Genomic DNA, 24541 nt, shown 5'->3' on the forward strand with positions numbered 1-24541 from the left:
CTGAGTACAAAATATTCACTAATGAGCCAGGTGTTGATCAACTGGCTCAATTTAAAAGGTGAGAGTTTTACTTCTTAAATTTGGCTAAAATACGATCCAAATGGTTAGCAAACTCTCTGCGTTCAGTTTGAGATAGAGCCGCAGGACCGCCTGTTTGAATACCGCTTGAGCGCATGGTGTCCATAAAATCACGAATGTTCAAACGCGCTTTGATGGTGTCTTTAGTATATAACTCGCCTCGTGAACTTAATGCTTGAGCTCCTTTGCTGATCACTTCGTCTGCCAATGGAATATCAGAGGTAATCACTAAGTCATTGGCTTCTACACGACGAACGATTTCATTGTCGGCAATATCAAAGCCCGCCGGTACTTGCAAAGAGTGAATATTGGCACGCTTGGGTACTGGCACTACATGGTTTGCCACAAATGTACATTCAACACCAGTACGTTCAGCCGCGCGTACGATTGTTTCGCGAATAACTTTCGGACAGGCATCCGCATCTACCCATAATTTCATGATGTTTTCTCACTCAATTTCGCTTCGAGTTCTTCAACACGAGCAGTCAATTTGGCTACTGTCTCTTCAAGTGCAGCAAGGCGATCCTCTTCTTTTGGTTTTTGGACCGCGACTTCAACTTTCGGAATGCGGTTTGCGCTCTTCCAACTTTTAATAGTCGCAATCAGTGCTGGCATAGGCACAGGTGTTTTCATGCGAGCTTTTACCAGAGCCACAGTGGGTTCTTTACCCTGCTGTTGCAGTTGCTCCATCACGGCTTCCAGCTCTTTAGTGACGTCTTGAGTTAACATAATTTATCCATACTAAAATGACTTCTATCATCATACTTTGCACGGTCGATTTTAGCGAATAGCAATTTCGGCAGAGCCTTGTGCGAGATCTCTCACAGTGGTTGTGAGAGAAAACGATTTCGTCATCAGTTAAATAGAAAATATTTAAGTTAAGCTATTGAAAAGTATGGTTTTAACATGTTTTTAACCAAGTTTTTTGCCAAAAGATTTTCTAGGGTAGATTGTGATTTGAAGGGAAAAGCGTAAATTAAACCTTGTCGGCAGGAAGCAGACATGGAACAGGAAAGCACCAAGGATTTGGTTATCGTCAGGAAGACGATTTGGTTATTCAGGATGAATGATCAAGCAAGGAGCGTAGGACATTGTAAGGACACAATCATCAATAGGATGTTGATGACTAAGGATAGACAATGAACCCCTCATAGGATTGAGGTAGGGACAGCATCAGGATGATGCAAGGGACACCGCTCAAGGAACAAGTGATGTGCGCTAACGGGGAATGTTAGCTATCAGGATGATAAGGACACCGCTAGGACGGCGACGTAAGGACTAAGCTGACGGAATCAGCCACTATTATGGATGATGCATGGAGCACTAATTAGTAGCCGGACTGCTGCGAGTAAGACTATGACCCCGATACGCTTGTGTCGGGGTCTTTCTTATTTAAGCCCTTTCATATTTTGGGATGATTGAAAGTGGCAATATCACATTATTTATAAATTCCTCATAACACTGAATAAAAAACAATCCAGATCAATATCCTTTCCAATCAGTTGGTTTAACTTTCGGCTTCTCAAAAAGGCGTTATGTGCCGCATAATATGTTCAAAGCTATTGAACTTTTGTTATGTGGATAAATTAAGTTTGCTGTAATCAAGGAACAGATGTGACCATAGTAACCAGAAGAATGCTTCTTCTACCCTACAATGAGTCGTTGCAACTAGAGTTCGTGATGTTGAATTGCTGTGCTAAAAATCGCGCAGAGATGAATGGACCTCATACGGTGTCTTCTGCCAAACAACTGTTTGAGAAGATTCTGGATGATGAGAATGTCCACAGTATGGCGGTGCTTGAAAGTACCAGCCGTGATTATATGGGACACGTGTTCATTTCAAACCTAGATCATGAACCTGAGCTAGGGTTTATCTTTGATAAAGCTTATTGGGGTAAAGGGTTAGCGACAGAAGCGCTAAAGGCGTTTTTCCCGAAAGCATGCCGTGAGCTTGGGCTACACAAAGTCAAAGCAAATGTGAATAGCCATCACAAAGCATCCATGGCAGTACTGGAAAAACTAGGATTTATAAAGACGAGAGAGAGCAAGGACCTTTACGGCCCTTACTTTGAAATGGAATTTACAAGCGATGTGGCGGTAGGTGAAAGTTCAGCGGCCTAAACCCGATCATCGTCAATTCACCTTGGTAGCAATCATCACCAAGAGATGAAAACTCAAATTGATACACTGTATGCCAACGCCAGATTCCGTCTGGCGTTTTCAGTTTATGGGCACCAAAAGCGATACTTACCAGTTGAAGATCTAACTGCTCACATTTACGCGTAATCGCCGCTTTTGCCAACTCTGATTGACGTCGTTGTTGCCAAAACAAAAAGCAGAAAAAGCACAGTCCTAAAATGGCTAATAGGTCACCGATCATCCCTAATCCTTCATTATCCCTTTGTTGCTTGCTGCAGTTTCACCAATGCAGTCGCTAGCTCTTCCGATGGGCTAGAGTGCAGCAAAGGCAGCAATACCATTCTTAGCTCTGGCAGCATAACTAAATCGGCAAATAGCTGATTAAATAAAGCCTGATTACCAGTTTGTGCGAGGCGCAATAAAAATTGTTCAGCAATGCTAGCATCAGCCAGTAGGTGCCACGTACGACCTGCAATACCGATTAGTACTTCTTGGTGGCTTAAGCGTGGGCTTTGTAAAATTGCCTTCAAGATTGGCAAGGAAATCTCGGTTGGTGCGCCTGCTAGAGAGCGGATTAAAGCTGAGAGTAAGAATAGATCGGGCTCGTTACTTTCGATCTCTTGCTGCGCTTTCTCTGCAATGCGCTTAGCCAAACGTTCTTGCAAATCAACATGCTCTAACGCGCCAAGTAGGGCGTATAGCGGTTCATTGGGTAAGTAGTTAAGGGCTTTACGCAAAGTCACGGCATTTTGCTCTTTACCCAGACGTGCCGCCATATCAGTAATACCTTGCAGACCAACTGTTTGCCAGTTTTCCCAGCCTAAACCGCCCGTAAAGTAGTGCTGAGTATGCTCGTAGTATTGGCTGGTGGGTAAGTCCAAGTTTGCGCGAACTTGGCTATGGAAGACTGCCATCTTTTCTTCTGCGGGTTTGAAGGTGTATGGGTTGTTAGAGAGCTTTTGTTGCTGCTCTTCTGTCATTTCTTCACTTAGGCGAGTACCCATTGCTTCTACGACGTATTTAATGAAGTTGCCGATATCCGCTTGCTTTAGCAGACCTCGCTCATCCAGCTCGAACTTTAAGAACCAAATCCAAGGTTGCTTTTGCTCATTCCAGTATGCGATCGCCAAGTGTGCTTTTCGCTGCATTGGGAATGGGTATGGGCATTGACCTTTTTCCACGTCAGCAAATACTTGTGGCTCGATGGTCTTGATACGACGACCAAGGTCGAAGATTTGATACTCACACTGACTGTTGCTTAGCAACTGAGTGAGGGTTTGAATGTTTTCCATTAAATACGACATCCTAATGTTCTTTTCACAAGAAATGGTATCATTCTTGACTAATTCAAGGTTCGAGACGGAATTAATGGCAACAAACATCCAATTGGTCGACTTACTTCAACAACTTGAGGCACAACTGCAGCATCATGAGTTGTGGCAACAAACTATGCCCTCTGCAGAAGCGCTACAGAGTACAGAACCTTTCGCGATTGACACGCTGCATCCACATGAGTGGTTACAATGGATCTTTATTGCCCGTATGCGTGCGTTAGTTGAAGATAATCAACCTTTACCTCGAGGCTTTTCTATCGAGCCGTATTTTGCAGAAGTATGGAAACAAGAGCCGCATTACGCCGAGCTACTGGTAACCATTCGAACCATCGACGAACTATGTAAGTAACCTCAATGTCAGAACAAGAAACATCACCATCGGTTGAGCCAGTGGTACTAGAGATCGTTTATCAGGACGAGTATTTTGTCGCGGTTAATAAACCTGCGGGTATGTTGGTACACCGAAGTTGGTTGGATAAGCACGAAACTCAGTTCGTGATGCAAACATTGCGCGATCAAATTGGTCAGCATGTTTTTCCATTGCACCGGTTGGACCGCCCAACTTCAGGTGTACTGGTTTTTGCTTTATCCAGTGAAGTCGCATCGCAAGTGATGCCTATGTTTGCTGAGCATAAAATGGAGAAAACCTATCATGCAATTGTTCGAGGCTGGATTGAAGAAGAAGGTGTTCTTGATTACGCCTTGAAAGTTGAGCTTGATAAGATCGCTGATAAGTTCGCTTCACAAGAGAAAGAAGCGCAAGACGCCGTAACGGCATACAAACCGTTAGCGAAAGTGGAAGTGCCATACTCTACGGGTAAGTTTCCAACTACACGCTACTGTTTGATGGAGATGAAGCCAAAGACAGGGCGTAAGCATCAATTGCGTCGCCACATGGCGCACCTGCGTCATCCAATTGTTGGGGATACGACGCATGGTGACGGTAAACACAACAAACTTTATCGCACGGAATTTGATTCCCATCGCTTATTGTTGCATGCATCAGCGCTGCGCTTTGTGCATCCGTTCACTGATGAAGAAATCGTGATGAAAGCCAATATCGATGAGACTTGGCAGCAGTTGTTTGCTCGATTTGCATGGGATGAATCGTTGGTAAGATAAAACGGCTATCTTTATTAAGTCGAAAGATAGGAGGGGTGGTATATACCCAAGTAACCTCAAGATGCTAGGTTCAGCGAGACTGACTTGGTTTGTAGACGCAGCGGCGATTTAAAGGTTTAGTGGGTCTAAATCAAGAATCGGCAACAAAGTATACAAGCCAAGGCAGCTCGCCCTTTGGGAGCGTGTCATTGACCCGATTGCTGCGTCAAACAACTTGGAAAGAGCTGGCTATTACACTGCATTGTTTTCCTTGCTCTCGAATCAATGACAACACTCTGAATCCTGCATCTTGAAGTCACTTGGGTATATGTATCACCCCCCCCCTTTTTTATTCTTGAGGAATTGAGCGGGCTACTTGAGTTTTTCCAGATCCGCTTCGATCTCGGCGATCTTGCTTGAAACCACCTTTTCTAGATGACGAAGATCAGAAAGTATCTTCTCTTTCACATCCACTTCAGCCACTTTCACAGGCTTGGTTATCTTGTTCAGCTCATCGATCACAAGCGTCAGGTTGCGGTTGATCTCCGTGACCTCTTTGTACTTGTGACTGCCACTGTCGACCAGTACATTTTTAACTTGGCGCGGGTATTTGAACTTAACACTTTTCGCGAAGAACTCGCCTTTCTGTTTGTGAAAGTAGATCTTTAGGACGTCTTTGTGTGCTTCTTGTCGCAGGGAGTAACGTTCAATCTGTTTCGGGTCATGGATGCCCAAACCAGTGAGGTGTGGATACATAGGCTACCTCTATCTAATAACTAGAATTAGTTTCCGTATAACTGTAGCAGCCCATTAATGAGCTAGATAGCTGATATTTAGCCAAATTGCTCAACTTGTGGGCAAGATCGCTATCGTTCTTGCCCACGTTAGTTATTGATGAAAGGAAGGTTTCTCTTAAGCTGAGACTGGCTCAGACAAGTTCTCAATCAACTTCTCACGCAGTTCTGCTTGCTGTTCCTCGCTTAGCCTACCACCCGCCTCACTGGTTAGAATGAACAAGTCTTCTGCTCGTTCACCAATGGTGGTGATTTTCGCAGCGTGGAGGTTAATTCCCAAGTCAGCAAATGTACGACCAACTTTTGCCAGAAGCCCCGGAGTATCTAGAGCGACAAACTCCATCAAAGTGCGCTTCTTACTCTTGGTTGGCAAGAAGTCGACTTTGGTTTTTACATTAAAATGCTGAAGTTTATTCGGTGTGCGACGTGTTTTGATCTTGGTTGGGCGACCATCTTCCAATACATGAGTAATGTGCTTAGTAACGGCTCCGTGGCGACCTTCTTCAATCGCTTTGCCATGTTGGTCAAGTACCATAAAAGTATCGAGAACATAGCCATCTTTACTGGTCATGATTTGTGCGTCGTGCACGTTGAAGTTACGACGGTCTAACTCAGCAACAACGGTAGCAAACAACGCGGGCTGGTCAGGGCTGTAAACGAATACTTCGGTACCACCACGTGTCGCTTTTTTACTGATAAGTACCAGTGGCTTTGCTGGGTCTTCCATACGCAGCAAATTCTCGCAATGCCACGCAATTTGCTTATGGGTGTGACGCAAGAAGTAATCAGCTTTAAAGCGCTGCCATAGCACCTCAATTTCTCGTGCCGAGAAGCCCTCTTTACGTAGTAGGGCAGACGCCATTTGTTGATTATGGCGAATACGTTCACGCACATCGACGGGATTTTCTAAGCCGCGACGCAGTGCACGTTGGGTGGAATAGAACAATTCCGCGAGCAAGGTGCGTTTCCAACTATTCCAAAGCTCTGGGTTAGTTGCGCAGATATCGGCTACCGTTAGACAAACAAGATACTCAAGGTACTCTTCATCACGTACTTGCTTGGCGAATTCTGTGATCACATCTGGATCGTAAATATCACGGCGTTGTGCAGTCACCGACATTAATAGGTGATGCCTTACCAGCCAGCTTACTAATTTCGCCTCTGGTTTAGACAAACCGTGTTCAATACAGAAGTCGTACGCTTCACCTTCGCCTATCACCGAATGGTCACCACCTCTGCCTTTGCCAATATCATGGAAAATCGCGGCTAGGATAAGCAGCTCTTTCTTTTGAATGCGAGGGTAAACCTCACAGCAAATCGGATGCTTACTGTGGTTCTCTGCGTAGCTGAAGGTATTAATGTGTTTGAGCAGGCGAATACTGTGCTCATCTACGGTATACACATGGAATAGGTCGAACTGCATCTGACCGACAATTTGGCTCCATTGTGGAAGGTATGCCGCGAGGACACCAAGCTTGTGCATCAGACTGAACGCTTTATGCAGGGCGTTCGGGTGGCGACACAATGCCATAAACTTTTCACGCGCTTCTGGCATGGTGTGTAAGAATTTATTCAATCGACGACGCGCAGTACGCAACTGACGCAATGTTGGTGGGCTAACCCCTTCGATGCTTGAATCATTGGCAATATGCAGAAACATATCCAGAATCGTCTCTGGGCGAGCTTGGAACAAAGCGGGCTTACGTGCCTCAATTAAGGCGCCACGACGTTGGAAGTCTTCATCAATGATTTCTGCATCTTCTGTTGCACCACCATTGATGATGGCTTGATCGAACAGCTTGAGTAGCATCTTATTGAGCTCTGCCACACGTCGAAGGGTACGGTAGAACTCTTTCATCATCATTTCGACGCCGCGATTACCTTCACCCACATAGCCAAGGTGCTCCGCGACCTGCGCTTGGTGGGCAAAGGTCAAACGGTTGTCGTAACGTCGTAGTTCAATATGCAGCGCAAAACGCACGCGCCACAGGAAATCCTGACATTCAACCAACTCACGGTATTCGGCATCGGTTAAGAATCCGTAGCGGCTCATCTCCAACAATGAAGTCGCGCCGAAGTGACGGCGTGCCACCCAACTTAATGTATGAATGTCACGTAGACCACCTGGTGTGGATTTGATGTCTGGTTCAAGATTGTAGGTCGTGTCATGGTACCGAGCATGGCGTTCGCGCTGTTCTTGAATTTTGGCTCGATAAAAGGTCTCGCTTGGCCAGAAAGAATCAGATAGCACCACTTTCTTCAGCGCCTGGAAGGTGTCTTCACTGCCACAGAGCAAACGAGCTTCTTGTAAATTGGTGGCGACAGTTAAATCTGAACGCCCAATTTCAGCACACTCCTCGACAGTACGAACCGCATGACCTACTTCAAGGCGTAAATCCCACAGTAGCGTAATGAACTCACTGATTTTGGCTTCCAGTGCATTAGGCAGTTTGTTGTTCGACAGAATCAAAATGTCGATGTCGGAAAGGGGGTGCAATTCACCACGACCATAACCACCTACCGCGACCAGAGAAATATTATGGATGTCTTTAAAACCAAAGTGTTGCCACAAACGATTGAGGAGTAAGTCCATGTACTCGGCTCGTGACAAAACAAGGTTGGTCACAGGGTGGTGCTGTAGAAATTCTTCTTTTTGGTATGAACTGAATTTTTCAAGTTCTTGCTTAAGTTCTCCGATATTGATTTGTTCATCGGTAAACGTAAGAGGAGACTGAAGGGTCATATTTGCTATCCGTGCAAGCTAAACTATTAGCAATCTAACAAATTTGAAGCAGATAAAAAATATCCCCGCATGAGCGGGGATAGGGAAAGTGATGGGCGATTAAACGTTTTTCATCATACGTGGAATGGTATCGTCGCTACGAAGTGTAAGCACTTCACAACCTTCTTTAGTTACCACGATAGTGTGTTCCCACTGCGCTGAGTTTTTACCGTCGCCGGTGTAAACTGTCCAATCGTCTTGCGCGTCAACAGTACAGCCAAATTTACCCGCGTTGATCATTGGTTCAATCGTAAAGCACATGCCTTCTTTTAGCACACGGCGGTCTTTGTTCTTGTAGTGAACCACTTGTGGCTCTTCGTGGAACTCATCACCGATGCCGTGACCACAGAAGTCCTTAACAATAGAGAACTTGTTACGTGGGTTGTTCTTGTTGTTTTCTTTAATGTACTTCTCGATTGCAGTACCGATGTCACCAACAGTTGCACCAGGCTTAACTTGACGCATACCGATGTAAAGTGACTCTTGTGCAACCATACATAGACGCTTGTTTGCTGGTGAAACATCACCAACTAGGAACATCTTAGACGTATCACCGTGGTAGCCTTGTGGACGAACGCTTAGGTCTGCGTTTTCATCGTTTGGAACAATCACTGTGATATCGACGTTGATGATGTCACCGTCTTTTAGGACCGCAGGTTTCATTTGACCGTTAGCACCCTTTTCATCTTGGGTTGCCGGTATACCGTGACAAACGATGTGGTTGATCGACGTACAGATTGATTTAGGGAATCCATGGTAATCAAGCGGTGCAGAGTAAGCGCCTCTCTCTAGAGCGTAATCGTGACAGATTTGGTTTAGCTCTTCTGTTGTCACACCTGCTTTGATGTGCGGTTCGATCATTTCTAGAACTTCTGCGGCTAGCTTGCCCGCAATGCGCATGCGTTCGATTTCTTCAGCAGTTTTAATCTTGATTGACATTGGCTTTCTCTACTTATTCGTAAGCACGCAAACGTGCGAATGCGCGCATTCTATCAGATATCGAGTGGCTAACCCAAGCCAGTTAAGAATATGAGTCATTCTTACTTGTAGTTTAGTTATGTAATTAAAGAGAGAGTAGGGGGGACTGTGATAGGTAAATTAGAATGGTAAGAAACAATTTTTACTAGCCATGTTGGGCTAAAATATGGTATAAAGCGCGCCGGAATCGAGGACTGTTCTCTTTACTTTTCGTTAGAGAAGTGGCGAAGCAAGCTTCTTCCGATTAACTTTTTATCTTTAAATCACACACATTCCGTCACATGTTCCGGGGTGCTGAGCAGAAGCTTGGTCGGAATTATGGGGGATGTGGAGGCCTAACCCCATAGAGGATTTTAAAATGGCAACTGTATCAATGCGCGATATGCTGAAAGCTGGTGTTCACTTCGGTCACCAAACTCGTTACTGGAACCCAAAAATGAAGCCATTCATCTTTGGTGCTCGTAACCGCGTTCACATCATCAACCTAGAAAAAACTGTACCAATGTTCAATGAAGCTCTAGCTGAGCTTGCTAAAATTGGCGAGAAAAAAGGTAAAGTTCTTTTCGTAGGTACTAAGCGCGCTGCATCTGAAGCTGTTAAAGAAGCTGCAATCGCAAGCAACCAATACTACGTAAACAACCGTTGGTTGGGCGGCATGCTAACGAACTACAAAACAGTTCGTCAGTCTATCAAGCGTCTAAAAGATTTCGAAGCACAGTCTCAAGACGGTACTTTCGACAAGCTAACTAAGAAAGAAGCTCTAATGCGCACTCGTGAAATGGAGAAGCTAGAGAAATCTCTTGGTGGTATCAAAGATATGGGCGGTCTACCAGACGCTCTATTCGTAATCGACGCTGATCACGAGCACATTGCAATTAAAGAAGCTAACAACCTAGGTATTCCAGTATACGCTGTGGTAGATACTAACTCTAACCCAGACGGCGTTGACTACATCATCCCAGGTAACGACGACGCGATCCGCGCAGTTCAACTATACCTAAACGCTGCTGCATCTGCAGTAACTGAAGGTCGCAACAAAGACGTTGCAGCAGTTGCTGAAAAAGACGGTTTCGTAGAAGCTGAATAATAGCGGCTCTGTGTCACACTTAGTCTATGTGAAACCTTGTTGTAGCATAGACTGAGTTATAGTTAGCAATGGGGGCCGACAATGTAGGCCCCTGTTTTTTACCTTATTTCGAATCAAACGAGGAATAGAGAATGGCAACTGTAACTGCTGCTCTAGTTAAAGAACTTCGCGAGCGCACTGGCGCTGGCATGATGGAATGTAAGAAAGCGCTTGTAGAAGCAAACGCTGACATCGAACTAGCAATTGAAAACATGCGTAAATCAGGCGCAGCGAAAGCAGCTAAAAAAGCTGGTAACGTTGCAGCTGAAGGCGCAATCATCATCAAAGAAGAAAACGGCGTTGCTGTTCTTCTTGAAGTTAACTGCCAAACTGACTTCGTTGCTAAAGACGGTAACTTCACTGCATTCGCAGACAAAGTAGCACTTGACGCTCTAGCGACTAAAGCTACTGCTGAAGAGCTAGTTGCTAAGTTCGAAGAAGAGCGCGTAGCTCTAGTTGCTAAAATCGGCGAAAACATCAACATCCGTCGCGTTGCATACGTAGAAGGTACTGCTATCGCTTCTTACCGTCACGGTGAGAAAATCGGTGTTGTTGTTGCTGGTGAAGGCGACGCAGAAACTCTTAAGCACGTTGCAATGCACGTTGCTGCTTCTAAGCCAGAGTTCGTTAACCCAGAAGACGTTCCAGCTGACGTAGTTGCTAAAGAGAAAGAAGTTCAAGTTGAAATCGCTATGAACGAAGGCAAGCCACAAGAGATCGCTGAGAAGATGGTTATCGGCCGCATGAAGAAATTCACTGGCGAAATCTCTCTAACTGGTCAAGCTTTCATCATGGAACCTAAGAAATCTGTTGGCGAAATGCTAAAAGAGAAAGGTGCATCAGTATCGACTTTCGTTCGTCTAGAAGTAGGTGAAGGTATCGAGAAAGCGGCTGAAATGAGCTTCGCTGAAGAAGTAGCACTAGCTCAAAAAGGTTAATCCTTAGAGATTTGTGCAAAGATTAGACCGTGGCCTTGGCTGCGGTCTTTTTACGAAAAGAGCGGCAAAAAATTAGCCGTGATGAATAGTCATCAGCAAACTTGTGTCTATTCATGACTGTTAATCGACAACTCTCTTTTGGAAGGTAAACTCCATGACTACGAACCCTAAACCAGCATATCAACGTATTCTATTAAAACTGAGTGGTGAAGCTCTTCAAGGCGAAGAAGGTTTCGGTATTGACCCAGCGGTTCTTGACCGTATGGCTCAAGAGGTTAAAGAGCTGGTTGAACTGGGTGTTCAAGTTGGTGTGGTAATCGGTGGTGGTAACCTGTTCCGTGGCGCTGGTCTTGCGGAAGCTGGTATGAACCGCGTAGTAGGCGACCACATGGGTATGCTTGCAACGGTAATGAACGGTTTGGCAATGCGTGACGCACTTCACCGTGCATACGTAAACGCTCGTGTAATGTCTGCAATTCCTCTAAAAGGTGTGTGTGACGACTACAATTGGGCAGACGCTATCCGCGAACTTCGTCAAGGCCGAGTGGTAATCTTCTCTGCAGGTACTGGTAACCCATTCTTCACAACAGATTCAGCGGCGTGTCTACGTGGTATCGAAATTGAAGCTGACGTAGTTCTAAAAGCAACGAAAGTTGATGGCGTATTTACTGCAGACCCAGTAGCAAACCCAGACGCAGAGCTGTATGATAAGCTATCTTACGCAGAAGTTCTGGATAAAGAGCTGAAAGTAATGGACTTGGCAGCGTTCACTCTAGCTCGTGACCACAAAATGCCAATCCGTGTATTTAACATGAACAAGCCAGGCGCACTACGTCGCGTGGTTATGGGTGAAGCTGAAGGCACGCTGATCAACGCTGACGCATAATCCTAAACGCCATCCACGCTAGGTTGGATGGCGTTTCGCTTTGCTCAACCCTTTTAGGCTTTCTTCAGGAAAGATGACATTTTTAAGGTGAAACCGTGATTAACGAAATCAATAAAGACGCGCAAGAGCGCATGGACAAAAGCGTTGAAGCGCTAAAGAACAACCTTTCTAAAGTTCGTACTGGCCGCGCGCACCCAAGCCTACTATCTGGTATCTCTGTAGAGTACTACGGTGCTGCTACTCCTCTTAACCAAGTAGCAAACGTTGTTGCTGAAGATGCTCGTACTCTAGCAATCACAGTTTTCGACAAAGAGCTTACTCAAAAAGTTGAGAAAGCAATCATGATGTCAGATCTTGGTCTAAACCCAATGTCTGCTGGCACAATCATCCGTGTTCCACTTCCACCGCTAACAGAAGAGCGTCGTAAAGACCTAGTTAAGATCGTTCGTGGTGAAGCTGAAGGCGCACGTGTTGCAGTTCGTAACATCCGTCGTGACGCAAACAGCGACCTAAAAGGTCTTCTAAAAGATAAAGAAATCTCTGAAGACGAAGATCGCAAAGCACAAGACGAGATCCAAAAACTGACAGACGTTGCAGTTAAGAAGATCGATGAAGTTCTTGCTGCAAAAGAAAAAGAGTTGATGGAAGTTTAATACTCCCACCCACATCACTGTTGGAAAACGCTGTGCTCACAGTGCAGCGTTTTTTTGTGTTAGTCTATCCAACTGATGGAACTCAATTAACTCCCTATGCAAAATTCTCAAGCCTTCTCTGATTCCCTCCCTAAGCATATTGCCATCATCATGGACGGTAATGGTCGTTGGGCTAAGTCCAAAGGAAAACCTCGCGTATTCGGTCATAAAAAAGGCGTTAGTGCCGTTCGTAAGACCGTTGCAGCCGCTTCTAAACTCGGCATTAAAGCCATGACCTTATTCGCTTTTAGCAGCGAAAATTGGCGTCGACCTGAAGAAGAGGTGGGGCTACTGATGGAGCTGTTCATTTCTGTTTTATCGAGCGAAGTAAAAAAGCTGCATAAAAACAATTTACGCTTGCGCGTTATTGGCGATACCAGCCGTTTTAGCGAGCGCTTACAAGGTAAAATTGTCGAAGCAGAAGCACTGACGGCGAACAACACGGGGATGGTGATCAACATTGCTGCTAACTATGGCGGTAAATGGGACATCACAGAGGCGGCAAAAACGTTGGCGCTCAAAGCTCGCAACGGTGAGATCCGTGTAGAGGATATCAACGAGCAGTTAATTTCCCAGCATTTGACGATGTCAGACTTACCTGAAGTGGATCTATTGATTCGTACGAGTGGTGAGTGCCGCATCAGTAACTTTATGCTGTGGCAAATGGCGTATGCAGAAATGTACTTTACTCCCGAGTACTGGCCAGAGTTTGACGAAGACAGCTTAGTAGAGGCTGTGACTTGGTTTATTAACCGAGAGCGTCGTTTTGGTTGTACTGGTGAACAAGTAAAGGCATTAATGGCTGCTCAATAAGGACTAGTTAGTTTGAAACAGAGAATAATAACAGCACTAATTTTAGCTCCCCTGGTTATTTTAGGTATTTTTAAATTACCCCTAATTGGCTTCATTATCGCTTTGACTGCGGTAACGCTATTAGGCTTTTGGGAGTGGACCCAGTTTACAGAAAGCAATTCACGTATTGCTGCGCTTGTTCCGGCAGCCGTTGTAACCGGACTAAGTTTTCTATTCATTTCGCCAGACGCAACCAGCTTAAATCAACTAGCAATGCCACACTACGCAGTATTATCGCTTGGCTTTGTATGGTGGATTATCGCAAGTGGGATGGCTATCACTTACCCTAAAACCACCAATTTATGGCAAGGTAGCAAAGCCCTTCGTCATGTATTCGGTTTTCTAACATTGATCCCTTTTCTTTGGAGTGTGATCATTCTTAGAGCTTCTGATATTTCAGTAGATCCATACCACGGCGCAAAACTTGTGCTGTACGTTTGCTTCTTGGTATGGGCTGCAGACAGCGGCGCTTACTTTGCTGGTAAAAGCATGGGTAAACGCAAAATGGCGCCTCATGTGAGCCCAAATAAGACAATTGAAGGTTTGGTTGGCGGCATCATCGCAGCACTAGTTGTCGGATGGTTATTCGCAGGTTGGTTCGATATCCAATTCACCAGCCCACTTCATATGGTGATGATTACTCTGATTACTGTTGTGATATCTGTTCTTGGTGACTTAGTCGAAAGCATGTTCAAACGTGTTTCAGGTATCAAGGACAGCAGCAACATCATTCCGGGACACGGTGGCATTCTTGACCGTATCGACAGCCTAACTGCTGCATTCCCAGTATTTGCTCTTCTTTACTACGTATTCTAATTTATCGGGAGCGGCATCGTCGCTCCTGAATTTTTCTAACGGTCTTACATCATGCAAAAGTTAACGATTCTTGGTGCAACAGGCTCAATTGGTGCAAGCACACTAAAAGTGGTTGAACAAAACCCTGAGCTGTTTTCTATCGTCGCATTAGCGGCAAGCACGAACGTTGAAAAGATGGTCGCACTTTGTCGTAAATGGCAACCTAAGTACGCGGTAATGGCGGATAAAGCGGCGGCTGTGGCTCTACAAAGTGAGCTAGCTTCAGTTTCTCCAAGCACAGAAGTGTTAGGTGGTGTTGATGCGCTTTGCCATGTGTCTGCGTTAGAGGAAGTGGATAGCGTAATGGCAGCAATCGTCGGTGCCGCAGGCCTGTTGCCGACGATGGCAGCGGTAAAAGCAGGCAAGCGAGTGCTGTTAGCGAACAAAGAAGCGCTAGTGATGTCAGGTCAACTGTTTATTGATGCGGTTGCAGAACATGGTGCAGAGCTGCTTCCTGTCGACAGTGAACACAACGCTATCTTCCAATGTCTTCCGCAACAAGTTCAAACCAACTTGGGTCGTTGCAATCTTGAAGAGCATGGTATTTCTTCGATTCTTCTTACCGGATCAGGCGGTCCATTCCGCTATACCGATATTGCAGAGTTAGAAAACGTAACCCCAGCGCAAGCTATTGCTCATCCGAACTGGTCAATGGGGCCAAAAATCTCGGTTGATTCTGCAACCATGATGAACAAAGGTCTCGAATACATTGAAGCGAAATGGTTATTTAATGCTGCTCGTGAGCAGTTGAAAGTGATCATTCACCCTCAGTCGGTTATTCATTCTATGGTGCAATATCGTGATGGCTCTGTGTTAGCGCAAATGGGGGAGCCTGACATGGCAACACCAATCGCATTGACAATGTCTTACCCATCGCGTGTGGATGCTGGGGTGAAACCACTCGATTTTACTCAAGTTGGAGAATTAACTTTCCTTCAGCCTGATTTTGCTCGTTACCCTTGTTTAAAGCTAGCGATTGATGCTTGTTACGAAGGGCAACATGCAACAACGGCATTGAATGCAGCGAACGAAGTTGCTGTTGATGCCTTCTTAAATAACCGCCTTGGTTTCACAGATATCGCTCGCATCAATGAATCAGTTTTGAACAAAATCACTGCAAGCCATACAACTGAGAATGTGAATAGCTTGGAAAGCTTGATAGAGCTAGATAGAATGTCACGAACTATCGCCTTAGACTTTTTACGCGAGCGTAGCTAATGACTGGTATCTTGTGGAATTTGGTTTCTTTTATCGTTGCATTGGGCATTTTAGTTGCCGTGCACGAGTATGGTCACTTTTGGGTCGCGCGTCGTTGTGGTGTAAAAGTTGAAAAGTTTTCCATCGGTTTTGGCAAGTCTATCTGGAGCAAGGTAGGCAAAGATGGAACAGAATACAGCATCTCTATGATCCCTCTGGGTGGCTACGTCAAAATGGTGGATAGCCGTGTTGATGAAGTCCCAGAGCATGAAAAGCACTTAGCTTTCGACCAAAAGCCTTTGTGGAAACGCACGTCCATCGTGGCGGCAGGTCCTATTTTTAACTTCCTTTTTGCCATTGTGGCTTACTGGCTGGTTTTCCTGATCGGTGTTCCAGCGGTTAAACCCGTAATTGGTGAAGTTACGCCCAATTCAATCATTGCAGAAGCAGGAATTGAATCAGGGATGGAACTAAAATCTATCTCAGGCATCAAAACTCCGGACTGGGAATCAGTCAACATGGGATTAGTTTCTCATATTGGTGATGATTCGATGACAGTGACACTCTCTTCTGCAAACGAAGTGGGTTCAGAAGTCACGAAGACACTTGATATCCGTGATTGGAAGTTTGATCCAGAAACACAATCAGCGATGCAATCGTTGGGCTTCAAGCCATATACTCCAGAGATTTTTACGGAGTTAGCGCAAGTAAGCGAAGGTGGTGCTGCAGAGAAAGCAGGTCTACTAGCTGGCGATAAGATCATTGCGATTAATGGAAATAAGATTTCTAAATGGGATGAAGTGGTAGAAGCCATTCGTTCTAACCCAGATACGCCAATGGAACTGACGGTGTTGCGTCAAGGTGAGGAGCAATCATTCACACTGACACCGGGTAGTCGTGAGCTAGCTAACAAACAAGTCGTTGGCTTTGCGGGTATCGCACCTGAAGTCGCAGAATGGCCAGAAAGTTATCGCTTCGAATTACAGTTTGGTGTATTCGAGTCTATTGGCAAAGCGATTGACAAAACTGGTCAAGTTATTGGACTTACAATCAGTATGCTTAAGAAACTGATTGTAGGTGATGTTGGTCTGAACAATTTGAGTGGACCAATCTCGATTGCCAAAGGAGCAGGGGCGACAGCAGACTACGGTCTGGTTTACTTTTTAGGTTTTCTGGCACTAATTAGTGTTAACCTAGGTATTATTAACCTCGTTCCTTTACCAATGTTGGATGGTGGTCATCTGCTATTTTTCGCAATTGAAGCGGTCATCCGACGCCCAGTTCCTGAGAAAGTACAGGAAATGGGGTATCGAATTGGTGGTGCGATTATCTTCTCGCTCATGGCGTTAGCGCTATTTAATGATTTTACTCGTCTGTGATAGTTCAGAGACAAAAGTAGTAGCAAGGAATAATTAGAACAAGTATGGCGATTAAGCGAATTCTGTTTGCAAGTTTACTGGCGACCAGTGTATCTGCAAATGGAGCAGAGAACTTTGTAGTTAAAGATATTGAAATCGATGGATTGCAGCGCGTCGCACTAGGTGCCGCGTTGCTGAAAATGCCTGTACGTGTCGGTGACACCGTTGACCAAGGCGATGTTGCAGAGATCATTCGTGCATTGTACGCATCGGGTAACTTCGAAGATGTAAAAGTACTGCGTGATGGTGATGTTCTGGTTGTTCAAGTGAAAGAACGTCCAACTATTGCGAGCATCTCATTCTCGGGTAACAAAGCAATCAAGGACGAGCAGCTACAAGAAAACCTGAATGCTTCTGGTGTTCGTGAAGGTGAAGCGCTTGACCGTACAACGCTAAGCAACATCGAAAAAGGTTTGGAAGACTTTTACTACAGTGTTGGTAAATACAACGCAACGGTAAAAGCGGTTGTTACTCCATTGCCTCGTAACCGTTCTGACTTGAAATTCGTCTTCACCGAAGGTGTTTCGGCGAAAATTCAACAAATCAACTTTATCGGCAATGAAGTCTTTTCTGACGAAGAACTTCTTTCTCGTTTCAACCTAAATGTTGATGTGCCATGGTGGAACTTCCTAGCGGACGAAAAATACCAAAAGCAAGTGCTTGCTGGTGATATCGAAGCTCTGAAGTCTTACTACCTAGACCGTGGTTACCTGAAATTTAACGTTGATTCGACACAAGTGGCGATTTCTCCTGACAAAAAAGGCGTATACATTACACTTGGTCTTGAAGAAGGCGACGTTTACACCGTTAAGGACGTAAAATTCCGTGGCAACCTGATTGGTGAAGAGGCGGAATTCGAAAAGCTTGTGCCATTTGAAGATAACGAGACATACAATGGTTCTCGTGTGACTTCGATGGAAGAAGGCATTAAGCGCGTACTTGGTGAATCTGGTTACGCTTACCCACAAGTCAATACCATCCCTGAGTTTGATGACGAGAACAAGCAAGTTTCTTTGATTGTGAACGTTGACCCAGGCAACCGTATTTATGTACGAGATATTCGCTTTACGGGTAACAACTCGACGAAAGATGAAGTATTGCGTCGTGAAATGCGTCAGATGGAAGGTAGCTGGCTAAACTCGAAATCTATCGAAACGGGTAAAACGCGTCTAAACCGTCTTGGCTATTTCGAAAATGTAGAGGTTCAAACGGTCCGTGTACCTGGCAGCGATGACCAAGTTGATCTTGTTTATACCGTAAAAGAGGCTAACTCAGGCAGCGTAAACTTCGGTGTAGGTTACGGTACTGAATCAGGCGTGAGCTTCCAAGTTGGTCTACAACAAGACAACTTTATTGGTAGTGGTAACCGCGTTGGTATTAACGCGATGATGAACGACTACCAGAAAAACGTGAGCTTGGACTACCGTGACCCATACTGGAACCTAGATGGTGTAAGTTTGGGTGGTAAGATCTTCTACGATGAGTTCGAAGCATCTGAAGCGGGTATCGTTGACTATACCAACCAAAGCTATGGTGCAAGTTTGACATGGGGCTTCCCATTTGACGAACTGAACCGCTTTGAGTTCGGTGTTGGTTACACCCACAACAAGATCGGTAACTTGTCACCTTACCTACAGGTAGAACAGTTCCTACAAGCGCAAGCTGACAACATTGATTCTAGCGGCGCATTGAATACTAATGACTTTGACTTCAACATCTCGTGGACACGTAACAACCTGAACCGTGGTTACTTCCCGACAGCAGGTAACCACCAACGTGCATTCTACAAGATGACCGTACCTGGCTCTGACGTTCAATACTTCAAGATGCAGTATGATGTTCGTCAATACGTGCCATTAACCAAGAAGCATGAGTTCACGCTCTTGTTCCGTGGTCGTCTAGGTTATGGTAACGGTTATGGTCAAACGGATGGCAACGATAACTTGTTCCCATTTTACGAAAACTACTACGCAGGTGGTTTTACAACACTACGTGGTTTCGGCTCTAACTCAGTAGGTCCGAAAGCGGTTTACCGTGATTACTCAGGCTCAAACAACGGTGCTGACACCGCAACAGATGATTCTGTTGGTGGTAACGCGGTAGCGCTTGCAAGTATCGAGTTGATCGTACCAACCCCATTTGCTTCGGATGAAGTTCGTAACCAAATTCGTACCAGTATCTTCTTTGATATGGCAAGTGTTTGGGATACGGAATTCGATTACCGCAGTTCTGGTGCTGAATACGGCGACCGTTACTACTACGATTACTCAGATCCAACCAACTACCGTTCATCTTATGGTGCGGCGTTGCAATGGATGTCTCCAATGGGACCACTAGTATTCTCACTAGCGAAACCAATTAAGAAATTTGATGGCGACGATGAAGAGTTCTTCACGTTCACTATCGGTAGAACCTTCTAAAGAGGAAAATATTTTGAATAAAATGATCAAAGCGGCAGGCATTGGCCTTCTTGTACTTAGCTCTTCAATGTTTGCAAACGCGGCAGAAGCTGCTCAGAAAATTGGCTACATCAACACTGCTCAAGTTTTCCAAGCACTTCCTCAACGTGAAGTGGTTCTACAAAAAATGCAGAAAGACTTTAAGAGCAAAGCTGATGAGCTGAAATCAATCCAAGCGCAAGCTAAGACAAAGATTGAAAAGCTGCAGCGTGACGGCGAGCTTCTAGGTCAAGAAGAGATCGAAAAACTGCGTATTGATATCGCTAAACTAGACAGCGAATACAAAGTGAAAGCACAAGCGCTTGAGAAAGCAAGTGCACGTCGCGAAGCTGAAGAGAAAGCAAAACTATTCAAAACTATCCAAGACGCAGTGAAGAAAGTAGCAGAGAAAAAAGGTTACGACCTAGTTATCGACATCTCTTCGCTTCAGTACGGTAAGCCAGAATACAACATCTCTGAAGACGTAATTAAAGCTCTAAAATAAGAAGTTATGAAGAAATTGACATTAGCCGAGTTGGCAACAATTACCGGGGGTGAGCTATTTGGTGACGAGTCTCTCGTTGTAAACCGCGTAGCTCCAATGGATAAAGCACAAGAAGGCGATGTGACCTTCTTGTCTAACCCAAAATACGCGAAACACCTATCTGAGTGCCAAGCAACTGTGGTAATGGTGAAACCAGAACACAAAGACCAGTGCGCGGGTAACGCTCTGGTTGTTGCTGACCCTTACATTGCTTTCGCTCGTGTTGTTCAAGCGATGGACACCACGCCAAAGCCCGCTGATGAGATTGCACCAAGTGCAGTGATCGCAGCGGATGTAAAGATGGGTACTAACGTGACAATCGGTGCTAACGCAGTGATTGAAACGGGTGTAGAACTAGGCGACAACGTAAGTGTTGGCGCTGGTTGCTTTATCGGTAAAAACGCAAAGCTAGGTAACAATACTAAGCTTTGGGCTAATGTGACGATCTATCATGAAGTATCGTTGGGTGATGATTGTCTAGTTCAATCTGGTACAGTCATTGGCTCTGATGGTTTCGGTTATGCAAATGACAAAGGCGAATGGATCAAGATTCCTCAACTGGGTTCTGTGCGTATCGGTAACCGTGTCGAGATCGGTGCATGTACCACTATTGACCGGGGTGCGCTAGAAGACACCATCATCGAAGACAACGTAGTTCTTGATAACCAACTTCAAATCGCTCATAACGTGCAGATCGGATATGGTACTGTGATGCCAGGTGGTACTATTGTGGCGGGCAGTACGAAAATTGGTAAGTACTGTCAGATCGGCGGCGCGTCGGTTCTTAATGGTCACATCACGATTGCAGATGGCGTAGCTATCACCGGTATGGGCATGGTGATGCGCAGTATCGAAGAGAAAGGTCTGTACTCATCAGGCATTCCGCTGCAAACCAACCGAGAGTGGCGTAAAACGGCGACTCGAGTTCACCGTATTGACGAGATGAACAAACGCCTGAAAGCTGTTGAAAAGCAGCTGGAACAGAAAGAAGAATCTTAGTTCCACATTCTGAACAAAGACTCGCGAAATGCGGGTCTTTTTCTTCTATAATGACGCGCTATAAGTAGATTTATCACCAAGCTGGTATACACTTTGCAGGCAATTCCTGAATAAGTGGCATTTGCCGCTGCCTTGCCATCTTGGTTGTTGAGAATTGATATAGGAAGACGACTTTGACTACTGAAAAGAAAACGATGAACATCTCTGAAATTCAAGAGCTACTACCTCATCGCTACCCATTCTTATTGATCGACCGTGTGATTGACTTCCAAGAAGAGAAGTACCTTCACGCAATTAAAAACGTGTCGGTTAACGAACCTCAGTTTACAGGTCACTTTCCACAGCTACCAGTATTCCCAGGTGTATTGATCTTGGAAGCGATGGCTCAGGCGACAGGCCTACTTGCATTTAAATCATTTGGTGCACCAACGGAAAACGAACTGTACTACTTCGCAAGTGTAGACGGTGCTAAGTTCCGTAAGCCAGTAGTACCAGGCGATCAAATGATTATTGAAGTAGAATTTCTGAAAGAGCGCCGTGGCATTGCTGCATTTAGCGGTGTAGCAAAAGTTGACGGCGAAGTGGTATGTTCAGCTGAGCTGAAGTGTGCTCGTCGAGAGTTTTAATATGATTCATGAAACCGCTAAAATCCACCCAGCAGCGGTGGTAGAAGAAGGCGCGAAAATTGGCGCTAACGTGACCGTTGGTCCTTTCACTTACATCACCTCTACGGTGGAGATTGGTGAAGGCACTGAAGTGATGTCTCACGTAGTGATCAAAGGCCACACCAAAATTGGTAAAGATAACCGCATTTTCCCACATGCTGTGATTGGTGAAGAGAACCAAGACAAGAAGTACGGTGGCGAAGATACAACAGTGGTTATTGGTGACCGCAACGTGATTCGTGAAGCGGTTCAAATTCACCGTGGTACGGTTCAAGATAAAGCAACAACAGTGATTGGTGATGATAACCTGCTGTGTGTTAACGCTCACATCGCACACGATGTTATCGTAGGTAACCACACTCACATTGGCAACAACGCGATCCTTGGTGGTCACGTAACGGTTGATGATCATGCTGGTGTTATGGCACTTTCTGCGATTCATCCGTTCTGTACTGTTGGTGCTTATGCTTACGTTGGCGGCTGTTCTGCCGTTGTTCAAGACGTACCAGCTTACGTACTCGCGCAAGGTAACCATGCGACGCCATTTGGTTTGAACTTGGTTGGCTTGAAGCGTAATGGTTTTGAAAAACCAGAGATTCGTGCACTACAGAAAGCGTATAAAGAAATCTACCGTTCAGGTAAGACTCTGGAAGAAGTAAAACCAATCCTAGCTGAAATGGCACAAGAGTGGCCAGCAGTGAAACGTTTCTCAGACATTCTGGAAACGACGGAACGTGGCATCATTCGTTAATCAACGAGTGAGCGGTTAAATAGAAAAGATCGCGCCCAAGCAGGGCTGCGGTCTTTTTGTGTTTTATGGATAACGGTTTGTGTGAGAGAAAGTGCAAACCGTTATCCATAGCGCACAGGAAAAATAGCGAAGTAGATATGGAAAGACCATTACGTATCGGCATCATTGCCGGAGAACTGTCTGGCGACACGCTAGGTGAAGGCTTTATCAAAGCGGTGAAACAACAATACCCTGACGCGGAGTTCGTTGGTATTGGCGGTCCAAAGATGATCGCTCAAGGTTGTGAGTCTCTCTTCGATATGGAAGAGCTTGCTGTAATGGGCTTAGTAGAAGTTCTAGGGCGCTTACCAAGATTGCTAAAAGTCAAAGCTGAGCTTGTTAAGTACTTTACTGATTACCCGCCAGATGTCTTTATTGGTATCGATGCACCAGATTTTAACTTGCGTGTTGAACTGGATTTGAAAAATGCAGGGATAAAAACCGTGCATTACGTGAGCCCTTCAGTTTGGGCTTGGCGTCAGAAGCGTATTTTCAAAATTGAAGCAGCAACCAATCTAGTGCTGGCATTCCTTCCGTTTGAAAAAGCGTTCTACGACAAATTCAATGTACCTTGTGAATTCATTGGTCATACTCTCGCAGATGCGATTCCACTGCAATCAGACAAAATGCCTGCTCGCGAGCTATTGGGTCTAGAACAAGATAAGCAATGGCTAGCGGTGCTTCCGGGGAGTCGTGGTAGTGAGCTGAAAATGCTCTCTCAACCCTTCATTGAAACGTGTAAAAAACTCCATCAGAAATTCTCAGATCTTGGTTTTGTCGTTGCGTTAGTAAATCAAAAACGTCGTGAGCAATTCGAACAAGCGTGGAAAGAATACGCTCCAGAATTGGACTTTAAGTTGGTGGATGATACAGCGCGTAACGTAATTACGGCTTCAGACGCGGTGATGTTGGCTTCTGGTACTGTTGCCTTAGAATGCATGTTACTTAAGCGTCCGATGGTGGTGGGTTATCGTGTGAACGCTATGACGGCATTTCTTGCTAAACGCTTGCTGAAGACTAAATACGTATCGCTACCGAATATTTTGGCTGATACAGAATTGGTCAAAGAATATCTGCAAGAGGATTGCACACCGGATAATTTATTCAACGAAGTGTCTCGCTTGCTAGAAAGTGACAACCAAGAAATGTTGGATAAGTTCACTGAAATGCACCACTGGATCCGTAAAGATGCGGACCAACAAGCCGCAAATGCGGTTCTAAAACTGATTGAAAAGTAGAGATTTATCATGGCTGTTAAACCAAAAGCGACCAAAACCAAAGTTGAACTACCACCGTTTGAATATCCACAAGGCTATCAATTGGTTGCCGGTGTTGATGAGGTAGGACGCGGTCCTTTGGTTGGCGATGTCGTGACTGCGGCAGTGATCTTAGATCCGAATAACCCAATTGAGGGTTTGAACGATTCTAAAAAACTGAGCGAGAAAAAACGCATGGCGCTGCTGCCAGAAATCAAAGAGAAAGCGTTGGCTTGGTCAGTAGGGCGCTGTTCTCCAGAAGAAATTGACGAGCTGAACATCCTGCAAGCGACGATGGTTGCTATGCAACGTGCGATCGCTGGTTTGGAAGTGCAGCCAGACTTAGCTCTTATCGACGGCAACCGTTGCCCGCAACTTCCGATGGACTCGCAAGCCGTCGTGAAGGGTGATTTGCGTGTTGCTGAAATCAGTGCTGCTTCTATCATTGCGAAAGTTGTTCGTGACCAAGAAATGGAAGAGTTAGACAAGCAATACCCACAATTTGGTTTTGCTAAGCACAAAGGTTACCCAACCAAAGCGCACTTTGAAGCAATTGAACAACACGGTGTGATCAGTGAGCATCGTAAGAGCTTCAAACCAGTAAAGAAAGCGCTCGGCATCGAAGAATAAGCCAAAGTGGTATAACGGGCATATCGGTGTTATAAACCATGCCCGCTTT

General features: G+C 45.2%; 25 protein-coding genes. 18 read left to right on the plus strand and 7 right to left on the minus strand.

The window, feature by feature from the left end:
• Nucleotides 1-67: 67 nt before the first annotated feature.
• A complete protein-coding gene (locus tag OH463_RS14230; protein ID WP_005446198.1) occupies nucleotides 68-517 on the minus strand; it encodes a YaiI/YqxD family protein in 450 nt (149 codons plus the stop codon).
• Nucleotides 514-807 carry a hypothetical protein gene (locus OH463_RS14235; RefSeq protein ID WP_050907951.1) on the minus strand — a complete coding sequence of 98 codons (294 nt, stop codon included), beginning with the start codon at nucleotides 805-807 and terminating at the stop codon, nucleotides 514-516. The genes OH463_RS14230 and OH463_RS14235 overlap by 4 nt, the downstream gene beginning before the upstream one ends.
• A gap of 906 nt (nucleotides 808-1713) precedes the next feature.
• Here OH463_RS14235 and OH463_RS14240 point away from each other — a divergent pair.
• Entirely contained in the window at nucleotides 1714-2199 is a 486-nt protein-coding gene (locus OH463_RS14240) for a GNAT family N-acetyltransferase (RefSeq protein WP_005446192.1), read from the plus strand.
• Here OH463_RS14240 and OH463_RS14245 read toward each other — a convergent pair.
• A complete protein-coding gene (locus OH463_RS14245) occupies nucleotides 2159-2458 on the minus strand; it encodes a DUF3301 domain-containing protein (protein WP_005446190.1) in 300 nt (99 codons plus the stop codon). The two genes, OH463_RS14240 and OH463_RS14245, sit on opposite strands and share 41 nt — an antisense overlap.
• Before the next feature lie 13 nt (nucleotides 2459-2471).
• Nucleotides 2472-3509: a DUF3549 family protein gene (locus OH463_RS14250; protein WP_005446188.1), complete on the minus strand. Its 1038-nt coding sequence runs from the start codon at nucleotides 3507-3509 to the stop codon at nucleotides 2472-2474.
• A 76-nt stretch (nucleotides 3510-3585) separates the two neighbouring features.
• Here OH463_RS14250 and OH463_RS14255 point away from each other — a divergent pair, with 76 nt between their 5' ends.
• Together OH463_RS14255 and truC are read left to right on the plus strand one after the other, a co-directional pair.
• On the plus strand, nucleotides 3586-3900 hold the full coding sequence (locus tag OH463_RS14255; RefSeq protein WP_009698643.1) for a YqcC family protein: 315 nt from the start codon (nucleotides 3586-3588) through the stop codon (nucleotides 3898-3900).
• Between the two features lie 5 nt (nucleotides 3901-3905).
• Nucleotides 3906-4673 carry a tRNA pseudouridine(65) synthase TruC gene (gene truC, locus OH463_RS14260; protein WP_005446186.1) on the plus strand — a complete coding sequence of 256 codons (768 nt, stop codon included), beginning with the start codon at nucleotides 3906-3908 and terminating at the stop codon, nucleotides 4671-4673.
• Nucleotides 4674-5024: 351 nt separating this feature from the next.
• Here the strand turns inward: truC and OH463_RS14265 are convergent, their stop codons facing one another.
• The 3 genes from OH463_RS14265 to map all read right to left on the minus strand — a co-directional run bounded on the left by OH463_RS14265 (nucleotide 5025) and on the right by map (nucleotide 9167).
• The gene (locus tag OH463_RS14265; protein ID WP_005436760.1) at nucleotides 5025-5408 is read right to left on the minus strand and encodes a DUF3461 family protein; all 384 of its coding nucleotides are present in this window, start codon (nucleotides 5406-5408) and stop codon (nucleotides 5025-5027) included.
• 156 nt (nucleotides 5409-5564) lie between these two features.
• A complete protein-coding gene (gene glnD / locus OH463_RS14270; RefSeq protein WP_009701987.1) occupies nucleotides 5565-8189 on the minus strand; it encodes a bifunctional uridylyltransferase/uridylyl-removing protein GlnD in 2625 nt (874 codons plus the stop codon).
• Nucleotides 8190-8288: 99 nt separating this feature from the next.
• Complete coding sequence (map, locus tag OH463_RS14275) at nucleotides 8289-9167, minus strand: type I methionyl aminopeptidase (protein WP_005446183.1); 879 nt, start codon at nucleotides 9165-9167, stop codon at nucleotides 8289-8291.
• 397 nt (nucleotides 9168-9564) lie between these two features.
• Between map and rpsB the strand changes: the two genes are divergently transcribed.
• From rpsB to rnhB, 15 genes are all read left to right on the plus strand, one after another.
• Nucleotides 9565-10293 carry a 30S ribosomal protein S2 gene (gene rpsB, locus OH463_RS14280; RefSeq protein WP_005446181.1) on the plus strand — a complete coding sequence of 243 codons (729 nt, stop codon included), beginning with the start codon at nucleotides 9565-9567 and terminating at the stop codon, nucleotides 10291-10293.
• Between the two features lie 131 nt (nucleotides 10294-10424).
• Nucleotides 10425-11270: a translation elongation factor Ts gene (gene tsf, locus OH463_RS14285; RefSeq protein ID WP_005446179.1), complete on the plus strand. Its 846-nt coding sequence runs from the start codon at nucleotides 10425-10427 to the stop codon at nucleotides 11268-11270.
• 154 nt (nucleotides 11271-11424) lie between these two features.
• A complete protein-coding gene (gene pyrH, locus OH463_RS14290) occupies nucleotides 11425-12156 on the plus strand; it encodes a UMP kinase (RefSeq protein WP_005446177.1) in 732 nt (243 codons plus the stop codon).
• Between the two features lie 95 nt (nucleotides 12157-12251).
• Entirely contained in the window at nucleotides 12252-12809 is a 558-nt protein-coding gene (gene frr, locus OH463_RS14295) for a ribosome recycling factor (protein ID WP_005446175.1), read from the plus strand.
• Nucleotides 12810-12905: 96 nt separating this feature from the next.
• Nucleotides 12906-13661 (plus strand): isoprenyl transferase, encoded by a 756-nt coding sequence (locus tag OH463_RS14300; RefSeq protein ID WP_005446173.1) that lies wholly within the window; start codon nucleotides 12906-12908, stop codon nucleotides 13659-13661.
• A 12-nt stretch (nucleotides 13662-13673) separates the two neighbouring features.
• Complete coding sequence (locus OH463_RS14305; RefSeq protein WP_005446172.1) at nucleotides 13674-14516, plus strand: phosphatidate cytidylyltransferase; 843 nt, start codon at nucleotides 13674-13676, stop codon at nucleotides 14514-14516.
• 51 nt (nucleotides 14517-14567) lie between these two features.
• Nucleotides 14568-15773 carry a 1-deoxy-D-xylulose-5-phosphate reductoisomerase gene (gene ispC, locus OH463_RS14310; RefSeq protein ID WP_005446171.1) on the plus strand — a complete coding sequence of 402 codons (1206 nt, stop codon included), beginning with the start codon at nucleotides 14568-14570 and terminating at the stop codon, nucleotides 15771-15773.
• The gene (rseP, locus tag OH463_RS14315; protein ID WP_009698640.1) at nucleotides 15773-17131 is read left to right on the plus strand and encodes a sigma E protease regulator RseP; all 1359 of its coding nucleotides are present in this window, start codon (nucleotides 15773-15775) and stop codon (nucleotides 17129-17131) included. The genes ispC and rseP overlap by 1 nt, the downstream gene beginning before the upstream one ends.
• A 44-nt stretch (nucleotides 17132-17175) precedes the next feature.
• A complete protein-coding gene (bamA, locus tag OH463_RS14320) occupies nucleotides 17176-19590 on the plus strand; it encodes an outer membrane protein assembly factor BamA (RefSeq protein ID WP_005446169.1) in 2415 nt (804 codons plus the stop codon).
• Between the two features lie 13 nt (nucleotides 19591-19603).
• Nucleotides 19604-20113: an OmpH family outer membrane protein gene (locus OH463_RS14325; protein WP_005446168.1), complete on the plus strand. Its 510-nt coding sequence runs from the start codon at nucleotides 19604-19606 to the stop codon at nucleotides 20111-20113.
• A 6-nt stretch (nucleotides 20114-20119) separates the two neighbouring features.
• Nucleotides 20120-21151, plus strand: coding sequence for a UDP-3-O-(3-hydroxymyristoyl)glucosamine N-acyltransferase (gene lpxD / locus OH463_RS14330; RefSeq protein WP_005446166.1), 1032 nt, complete (start codon nucleotides 20120-20122; stop codon nucleotides 21149-21151).
• Between the two features lie 173 nt (nucleotides 21152-21324).
• Nucleotides 21325-21777, plus strand: a complete 453-nt coding sequence (gene fabZ / locus OH463_RS14335) for a 3-hydroxyacyl-ACP dehydratase FabZ (protein ID WP_005430234.1) — start codon at nucleotides 21325-21327, stop codon at nucleotides 21775-21777.
• Nucleotide 21778: 1 nt separating this feature from the next.
• Entirely contained in the window at nucleotides 21779-22567 is a 789-nt protein-coding gene (lpxA, locus tag OH463_RS14340) for an acyl-ACP--UDP-N-acetylglucosamine O-acyltransferase (RefSeq protein WP_005446164.1), read from the plus strand.
• Between the two features lie 137 nt (nucleotides 22568-22704).
• Nucleotides 22705-23844, plus strand: a complete 1140-nt coding sequence (lpxB, locus tag OH463_RS14345; RefSeq protein WP_269991514.1) for a lipid-A-disaccharide synthase — start codon at nucleotides 22705-22707, stop codon at nucleotides 23842-23844.
• A 9-nt stretch (nucleotides 23845-23853) separates the two neighbouring features.
• Entirely contained in the window at nucleotides 23854-24492 is a 639-nt protein-coding gene (rnhB, locus tag OH463_RS14350) for a ribonuclease HII (RefSeq protein WP_005446160.1), read from the plus strand.
• The last annotated feature ends 49 nt before the right edge of the window (nucleotides 24493-24541 follow it).

This window comes from Vibrio sp. NFR (assembly GCF_027587095.1).
GTDB lineage: Bacteria > Pseudomonadota > Gammaproteobacteria > Enterobacterales > Vibrionaceae > Vibrio > Vibrio harveyi.

Excerpts from the sequence above, each read along its gene's own strand:
- truC (WP_005446186.1), top strand. The coding sequence starts at position 3,906 with ATGTCAGAACAAGAAACATCACCATCGGTTGAGCCAGTGGTACTAGAG.
- tsf (WP_005446179.1), top strand. The coding sequence starts at position 10,425 with ATGGCAACTGTAACTGCTGCTCTAGTTAAAGAACTTCGCGAGCGCACT.
- OH463_RS14235 (WP_050907951.1), bottom strand. The coding sequence starts at position 807 with ATGTTAACTCAAGACGTCACTAAAGAGCTGGAAGCCGTGATGGAGCAA.
- OH463_RS14250 (WP_005446188.1), bottom strand. The coding sequence starts at position 3,509 with ATGGAAAACATTCAAACCCTCACTCAGTTGCTAAGCAACAGTCAGTGT.
- map (WP_005446183.1), bottom strand. The coding sequence starts at position 9,167 with ATGTCAATCAAGATTAAAACTGCTGAAGAAATCGAACGCATGCGCATT.
- OH463_RS14240 (WP_005446192.1), top strand. The coding sequence starts at position 1,714 with ATGCTTCTTCTACCCTACAATGAGTCGTTGCAACTAGAGTTCGTGATG.
- lpxB (WP_269991514.1), top strand. The coding sequence starts at position 22,705 with ATGGAAAGACCATTACGTATCGGCATCATTGCCGGAGAACTGTCTGGC.
- rnhB (WP_005446160.1), top strand. The coding sequence starts at position 23,854 with ATGGCTGTTAAACCAAAAGCGACCAAAACCAAAGTTGAACTACCACCG.
- lpxA (WP_005446164.1), top strand. The coding sequence starts at position 21,779 with ATGATTCATGAAACCGCTAAAATCCACCCAGCAGCGGTGGTAGAAGAA.
- pyrH (WP_005446177.1), top strand. The coding sequence starts at position 11,425 with ATGACTACGAACCCTAAACCAGCATATCAACGTATTCTATTAAAACTG.
- OH463_RS14255 (WP_009698643.1), top strand. The coding sequence starts at position 3,586 with ATGGCAACAAACATCCAATTGGTCGACTTACTTCAACAACTTGAGGCA.
- lpxD (WP_005446166.1), top strand. The coding sequence starts at position 20,120 with ATGAAGAAATTGACATTAGCCGAGTTGGCAACAATTACCGGGGGTGAG.
- OH463_RS14265 (WP_005436760.1), bottom strand. The coding sequence starts at position 5,408 with ATGTATCCACACCTCACTGGTTTGGGCATCCATGACCCGAAACAGATT.
- glnD (WP_009701987.1), bottom strand. The coding sequence starts at position 8,189 with ATGACCCTTCAGTCTCCTCTTACGTTTACCGATGAACAAATCAATATC.
- OH463_RS14245 (WP_005446190.1), bottom strand. The coding sequence starts at position 2,458 with ATGATCGGTGACCTATTAGCCATTTTAGGACTGTGCTTTTTCTGCTTT.
- OH463_RS14300 (WP_005446173.1), top strand. The coding sequence starts at position 12,906 with ATGCAAAATTCTCAAGCCTTCTCTGATTCCCTCCCTAAGCATATTGCC.
- ispC (WP_005446171.1), top strand. The coding sequence starts at position 14,568 with ATGCAAAAGTTAACGATTCTTGGTGCAACAGGCTCAATTGGTGCAAGC.
- bamA (WP_005446169.1), top strand. The coding sequence starts at position 17,176 with ATGGCGATTAAGCGAATTCTGTTTGCAAGTTTACTGGCGACCAGTGTA.
- rseP (WP_009698640.1), top strand. The coding sequence starts at position 15,773 with ATGACTGGTATCTTGTGGAATTTGGTTTCTTTTATCGTTGCATTGGGC.
- rpsB (WP_005446181.1), top strand. The coding sequence starts at position 9,565 with ATGGCAACTGTATCAATGCGCGATATGCTGAAAGCTGGTGTTCACTTC.
- OH463_RS14230 (WP_005446198.1), bottom strand. The coding sequence starts at position 517 with ATGAAATTATGGGTAGATGCGGATGCCTGTCCGAAAGTTATTCGCGAA.